Annotated in this window: 6 protein-coding genes; 5 read left to right on the top strand and 1 reads right to left on the bottom strand. The window is 66.9% G+C overall.

The features are described 5' to 3' along the window. Window positions 1-223: 223 nt before the first annotated feature. Window positions 224-1,009 (bottom strand): AfsR/SARP family transcriptional regulator, encoded by a 786-nt coding sequence (locus ABD691_RS09010; RefSeq protein WP_344679047.1) that lies wholly within the window; start codon window positions 1,007-1,009, stop codon window positions 224-226. A gap of 532 nt (window positions 1,010-1,541) precedes the next feature. Between ABD691_RS09010 and ABD691_RS09015 the strand changes: the two genes are divergently transcribed. From ABD691_RS09015 to ABD691_RS33695, 5 genes are all read left to right on the top strand, one after another. After that, on the top strand, window positions 1,542-2,321 hold the full coding sequence (locus tag ABD691_RS09015; protein ID WP_344679049.1) for an SDR family NAD(P)-dependent oxidoreductase: 780 nt from the start codon (window positions 1,542-1,544) through the stop codon (window positions 2,319-2,321). 257 nt (window positions 2,322-2,578) lie between these two features. Beyond that, window positions 2,579-3,766 carry a non-hydrolyzing UDP-N-acetylglucosamine 2-epimerase gene (wecB, locus tag ABD691_RS09020; protein WP_344679050.1) on the top strand — a complete coding sequence of 396 codons (1,188 nt, stop codon included), beginning with the start codon at window positions 2,579-2,581 and terminating at the stop codon, window positions 3,764-3,766. Window positions 3,767-3,864: 98 nt separating this feature from the next. Next, window positions 3,865-4,935 (top strand): glucose-1-phosphate thymidylyltransferase, encoded by a 1,071-nt coding sequence (locus ABD691_RS09025; RefSeq protein ID WP_344679051.1) that lies wholly within the window; start codon window positions 3,865-3,867, stop codon window positions 4,933-4,935. Then, a complete protein-coding gene (gene rfbB / locus ABD691_RS09030) occupies window positions 4,932-5,882 on the top strand; it encodes a dTDP-glucose 4,6-dehydratase (protein ID WP_344679052.1) in 951 nt (316 codons plus the stop codon). Before ABD691_RS09025 ends, rfbB begins: the two co-directional genes overlap by 4 nt. A gap of 132 nt (window positions 5,883-6,014) precedes the next feature. Continuing rightward, the coding region (locus ABD691_RS33695) for an NDP-hexose 2,3-dehydratase family protein (protein ID WP_425565030.1) at window positions 6,015-6,187 on the top strand (173 nt) is incomplete at its 3' end.

Genomic DNA, 6,187 nt, shown 5'->3' on the forward strand with positions numbered 1-6,187 from the left:
GGTGCCGACCATCACCGGATCGTCATCGCCACTCCGGACGGTGTCGCCGTTCCGGGGTTACCGGTTGACCTGCTTCACCAACACCGAGGAAGCGCAAGCCGGGTTCGCGGGCAGGGCGCGGTGGCTGTTGGAGAAGGCGCTGGGCTGAGCCGCGCGATGCGTGCGTGGTGCGTCGGCACCGCGCACGCATCGCGCAGCGGGTGGTGAACCCGGCCAGCGGGGCTCAGATCTGGGGGCACGGCAGGTCGAGGCGCGGATCGCTGGTCAGGATCGCGTCGTTGAGCCGTCGGATGCGGGCGGAAGGCTCGAGTCCCAGGCTTGCCCGCAGCGTTTCGCGCGTGCGGCGGAAGACGCTCAACGCCTGGACCTGGCGCCCGGACCGGAACAGGGCGAGCATGTAGAGCCCCTGCAGGCTCTCGTTCAGCGGATCCTGTTCCGCCGCCTCGCACAGATCGCTGAGCAGGCCGTGGTGCCGCCCCAGCCGCAGCTCGGCGGCGAAGCACTGCTCGGCGGCGAAGCGCCGAGCTTCGTCCAGCGCGTTGATCCTGCTCCGCAAGCGCGGTCCCGGATGCACGTCGTTGAGCACGGGGCCGCGGCAGAGGTCCAGCGCCTGGCGGAGGAGATCGGACGCCACCGAGTCGTCCTGGGCCGCACGCCCCTCCTTCGTCAGCTTCGTGAACTCGCGGAGGTCGAAGAACTCCGCTTCTCCGACCTTGAGCAGGTAGCCGCGCTGACCGGTGACGAGCCTGCCCCGAGCGTGCGGGAGGGAGTCCGCCTCCAGCGGTGCCGCCAGCAGCTTCCGGAGTTGCCGGATGTAGGTGTGCAGCGTGGCGGTCATGGTCCGCGGCGGGTTCCCGTCCCACAGTTCTTCGGCGCAGGCGTCGGTGGAAACGAATTCGTTGGCGTTGAGCAGCAGGAGCGACAGGAGCTGACGCGGTTTCGGAGCGCTGGGAACGCAGGAAACGTCACCCGCGCCGACGCGCAGATCCCCCAGTATTCGAAAATCCATGATCCCCCTAGCATTGTTTGCAGTTTCAACCAGGGAGCGCGTCGATTGCCCCTCGATCGATACAGCAGAGCCCGTCGTGGCGAGTCATCGTGCCACTGGCGAACGGCCCGGGGAAACTGAGTACCACTCCTGGTTGAGCCCGGTCGAGCCGGGTGTGAGAAATATCAATAAAGAATGGAAACGCGCAACAAATCCAGTGAAGTGAAGATCGTTCAGGAAACCGCGTGTCACCAGGTGATTCCCAGGGATTGGAGCGGGTCGTGCTCCCGGGTGTTCCCGGGAGATCGTCTGAACGGCGTAGTGAAAGATGGGCCGACCGTGGACGGTTGTGCGGTTCCGGACGCCGTTTCGGCAAGCATCGGATTCCCGATGGAACTTATTGTCATCCCTATTGGTCCTCCCCTTCGGCCGTCGCTAGTGTCGGGATCGTCCGTGCTGACGCGCATCGCCGCGCGGGTCCGCGGTCCCGGCGGTGCGGGCCGGAGCGCGAATACTGGGGATTTTTCGGAGAGCGCTGGAAAAGGAGCGCAGAGTGGATTTCGAGAACAAGGTGGTCCTGATTACCGGCGGCGGTGGCGGCGTCGGAAAGCTCGCCGCGCAGCGCTTTCTGGAGGAAGGGGCGAACGTCGTTCTCAACAGCCGGCGCCAAGAGGTGCTCGATGCTGCCAGGGACGAGATCGATCCTTCCGGCGAGCGGGTTCGGCTCTTCGCCGGCGATGTGAGCGAACCGCGAACCGCGAAGGCGCTCGTCGCTGCCGCGGTGGACCGTTTCGGCCGGGTGGACGTCCTGGTGAACAGCACCGGGATCTTCCGGCCCACGCCGTTCCTGGAACAGACCGAGGAGCACTTCCAGGAGGCCCTCGACTCCATTCTCCGGCCGACGTTCTGGACGTCCCAGGCGGCGGCGTCGCAGATGCGGGGGCGTGGCGGGGCGATTGTGAACGTCGGCTCCATGTGGGCGGCCGACGCGATCTCCACGACTCCCACCAGCGCCTATTCCGCGGCCCAGGCCGGACGTCACGCGCTGACCAAGAACCTCGCGATCGAGTTGGCCGCCGAGAACGTCCGGGTCAACACGGTCGCGTTGGCCTTCGTGGAGACGCCGGCCTACGAGCGGTTCATGTCCGGCGAGCAGGCCAGGGAGGTGCTCGACTCGGTGCACGCGTTTCACCCGCTGGGCCGCCACGGGCAGCCCGCCGACGTGGTCGAAGCGATCCTCTTCCTCGCGAGCGAGAAGGCCGGATGGATCACCGGCGCGACCTTGCCCGTCGACGGTGGTGTGCTGGCGGGGCGCAGCCCCGCCGCGAGGTGAGCCAACACGCGAAAGGGCTGACTCGGCAAACGCATTCCTGAAAAAGAAACGACCACGCGCTGCCCGTGCCGCACGGGCAGCGCCTAATGCTGTGCACGGCCGGTCGAAGCGGTAAGGAATGCTCTCTTTTCGGGCTCTAGAAGTTCTTCAGAGGATTTCTGGGGGACGCGGTTAGGCTCGTACCCGAAGAATTCCGCTGAAGGTTCTTTCGTCGCGCATTCCACGTTCGGGCGCGACCGATTCACGGAAGGAGGCCCATGCGCTCGATCGCTCTCGTCCTCGGAACTCGTCCCGAGGCGATCAAATGCGCGCCGGTCGTCCACGCGCTCCGGGCCGATCCCCGATTCGACCTCACGCTGATCTCCACCGGCCAGCACCGCGAGATGCTCTACGAAGCCCTGAGCATCTTCGACCTCGAACCGGACATCGATCTCGAGGTCATGCGGGCGAAACAAACCCCCACCCAAGTGACCTACCGATCGCTGGAGGGGCTCTCGCACCATGTCGATCCGGGCCGGACCGACGCGGTGCTCGTCTACGGCGACACCGCGAGCTCGTTCGCCGGCGCGCTTTTCGGGGTTCAGAACCGCATCCCGGTCGTGCACCTGGAGGCGGGTCTGCGCAGCGGGAACCTCCACTCGCCGTTCCCGGAGGAGGCCAACCGCAGGATGATCGGCCAGATCGCCTCGTTGCACCTGGCCGCGACACCGGGGAACGGGGAGAACCTGGTCCGGGAGGGGATCGACCCGGATTCGGTCCGCATCACCGGCAATCCCATCGTCGACGCGTTGCGGTGGATCGGTGAACACGGCCATTCCTACGGCAACCCCGCGCTCGACGATCTCGACACGGACCCGCGGCGGGTCGTCCTGGCCTCCGCGCATCGCCGCGAGAGCTGGGGCGAACTCGCCGAAATCGCGCAGGCCCTGGCCGACATCGCCGCCGACCCCGGCGTCCGGGTCGTCGTGCCGATGCACCCCAATCCGGTGGTCCGGGACGCGATGCTGCCGAAGATCGGCGGCCATCCCAACATCACGGTCGTCGACTCGCTCCCGTACCCGGGGTACTGCCGGTTGATGCGGCGCAGTGACCTCATCGTTTCCGACAGCAACGGCGCTGAGGAAGAAGGCCCGTCGCTCGGGAAGAAGACACTCGTGCTGCGCGAGGTCACCGAGCGGCACGAAGGGATCGAGGCGGGCCTGGCGCAACTGGTCGACAGGAGCGCCGACGCCATCGCGGGCACCGCATCCGCGCTGCTGCGCGAACCGCTCGGGCCGCGGGCGACCGACCTGGCGATCAGCCCGTACGGCGACGGAAGGGCTTCCGAACGGATCGCCGCCGCCCTGGCCCACTACTTCGGCGACGGCCCCCCGATCGTCCCTTTCACCCCCACCCGCCAGTCGGCGCCGGGGCGCGGTGGCAACCACGTCGGTGCCGCCCCGTAAGACGCCGGCTCACTTCCAGCTCACGTCTCCAACACGCTCCTGCAGGCTCGGGGCAGCGCTGTCCTCGCGTTGTCCTGCGGATTCAACGAGGGATGGACATGAAGGCATTGGTACTGTCCGGCGGAAAAGGGACCAGGTTGCGTCCCTTCACGCACTCCTTGGCCAAACAACTGGTTCCGGTGGCCAACAAACCGGTGCTCGTGCACTGCCTGGAAACGATCCGCGACATCGGTGTGCGCGAGGTCGGAATCATCGTCGGCGACAACGCCGACGAGATCGAGAAGGTCATCGGGGGAAACTCCGCGATCGCGGCGGACATGCACATCACCTACATCAAGCAGGACCAGCCGCTCGGGCTGGCACACTGCGTGCTGATAGCCGAGGAATTCCTCGCCGACGACGACTTCGTCATGTACCTCGGTGACAACGTCCTGGGTGATGGGATCGGCGAGGCCGCGCGTCGTTTCCGGCAGACCCGGCCGGATGCGCACCTCCTGGCGGCGAAGGTGTCGGATCCGCGGCAGTACGGGGTCGTGGAGGTCGATCACGACGGGATCGTCCGCGCGCTGGTCGAAAAGCCCGAGAAGCCGCGCAGCGATCTCGCGGTCATGGGGGTCTACTTCTTCACGCCCGCGATCCACCGGGCGGTGCGATCCATCCGCCCGAGCGGTCGCGGCGAGCTGGAGATCACCGACGCGATCCAGCACCTGGTCTCGTCCGGGGCGAAGGTCACGGCCGAGGCCTACCCCGGTTACTGGAAGGACACCGGAAGCATCGATGACCTCATCGAGTGCAACCGGGTCCTGCTCGACCGGTGCGCCGGCGACGTCCGCGGTCAGGTGGACGAACGCAGCGAGCTGCGCGGCCCCGTGATCGTCGAGGAGGGGGCGACGGTGAGCGGTTCCGACCTGGTCGGCCCGCTGGTGATCGGTGCGGGCTCGGTCGTGACCGACAGCAGGGTCGGCCCGTACACCGCGGTGGAGCGGGACTGCGTGATCACCGGGTCCGCGGTCGAGAACTCGATCTTGCTGGAAGGTGCCCGGGTGCTCGGCGTGGCGGGCGTTCGCGATTCCGTCGTCGGCAGGTGGGCGCACGTGCGCTCGGCCGGCGGGCAGGAGCGCAACCGCGTGCTGATCGGCGATCACGCGTCTGTGGAGGTGGCCGCATGAGGATCCTGGTCACCGGCGGTGCTGGGTTCATCGGTTCGCACTACGTGCGCACCACGTTGAACAGCACGGACGACGTCCGCATCACGGTTCTGGACAAGCTCACCTACGCGGGCAACACCGCGAACCTGCCGATGGAGCACCCGCGGTTGGACTTCGTCAAGGCCGACGTCTGCGATGCGGTGGCGGTGGGCGAGGTGCTTCCCGGCCACGACGCGGTCGTGCACTTCGCCGCCGAGTCCCATGTGGACCGCTCGATCGAAGGTCCCGGCGAGTTCATGCGCACCAACGTGGTGGGCACGCAGACGCTGCTGGACGGTTGCGTCAGGGCCGGGGTCGGCACCGTCGTCCACGTATCCACCGACGAGGTGTACGGGTCCATCTCGGAGGGTTCCTGGACCGAGGACGAGCCACTCCTGCCGAATTCGCCCTATGCCGCTTCGAAAGCGGGATCGGACCTCGTCGCGCGGTCGTTCTGGCGCACCCACGGCCTCGATGTCCGGACCACTCGATGCTCCAACAACTACGGCCCGTACCAGCACATCGAGAAGATGCTCCCGCTGTTCATCACGAACCTGCTCAGCGGCGAACAGGTGCCTCTCTACGGCGACGGCGGCAACATCCGCGAGTGGCTGCACGTCGACGACCACTGCCGGGCCATCAACCTGGTCCTCCAGCGCGGACGGGCGGGGGAGATCTACAACATCGGCGGTGGCAGCGGGCTGACCAACCGCGAGATGACCGACCGGGTTCTGCGGTTGTGCGGAGCGGACTGGAGCATGGTGCGCGCGGTTGCTGACCGGAAAGGGCACGACCTGCGCTACGCGGTCGACGACCGGAAGATCCGCACCGAACTGGGTTATGCGCCCCGGTGGTCGCTTGATGACGGATTGCGCGAGCTCGTGGAGTGGTACCGCACGAACACCGGCTGGTGGAAAACGGGCGTGTGACCGCTCCTCGAACCGATCCCGGAATTTCCAGCCGGGCCGAAGGGCTCGGCGCTCCGTCCCGAAAAACTTCCGCGGGGAAGCCGGATCCGCAAACGGGATCCGGCTCCCGGCTGCCATGAAAGGAGAGCTGCCATGACCCGGACGACAGATTTCCACGAATGGTTCACCGATCAGAAAAGCAGGTTCCCCTACCACGTGAAGCGGTGCCCGCTGGACCAGCTGGAAGGCTGGTACGTCGACGAACGCACTGGCGACATCCGGCACCGGAGCGGACGGTTCTTCACGGTGGAAGGCGTGGAGATCAG

The sequence above is a fragment of the Saccharopolyspora taberi genome (assembly GCF_039534165.1).
GTDB lineage: Bacteria > Actinomycetota > Actinomycetes > Mycobacteriales > Pseudonocardiaceae > Saccharopolyspora_D > Saccharopolyspora_D taberi.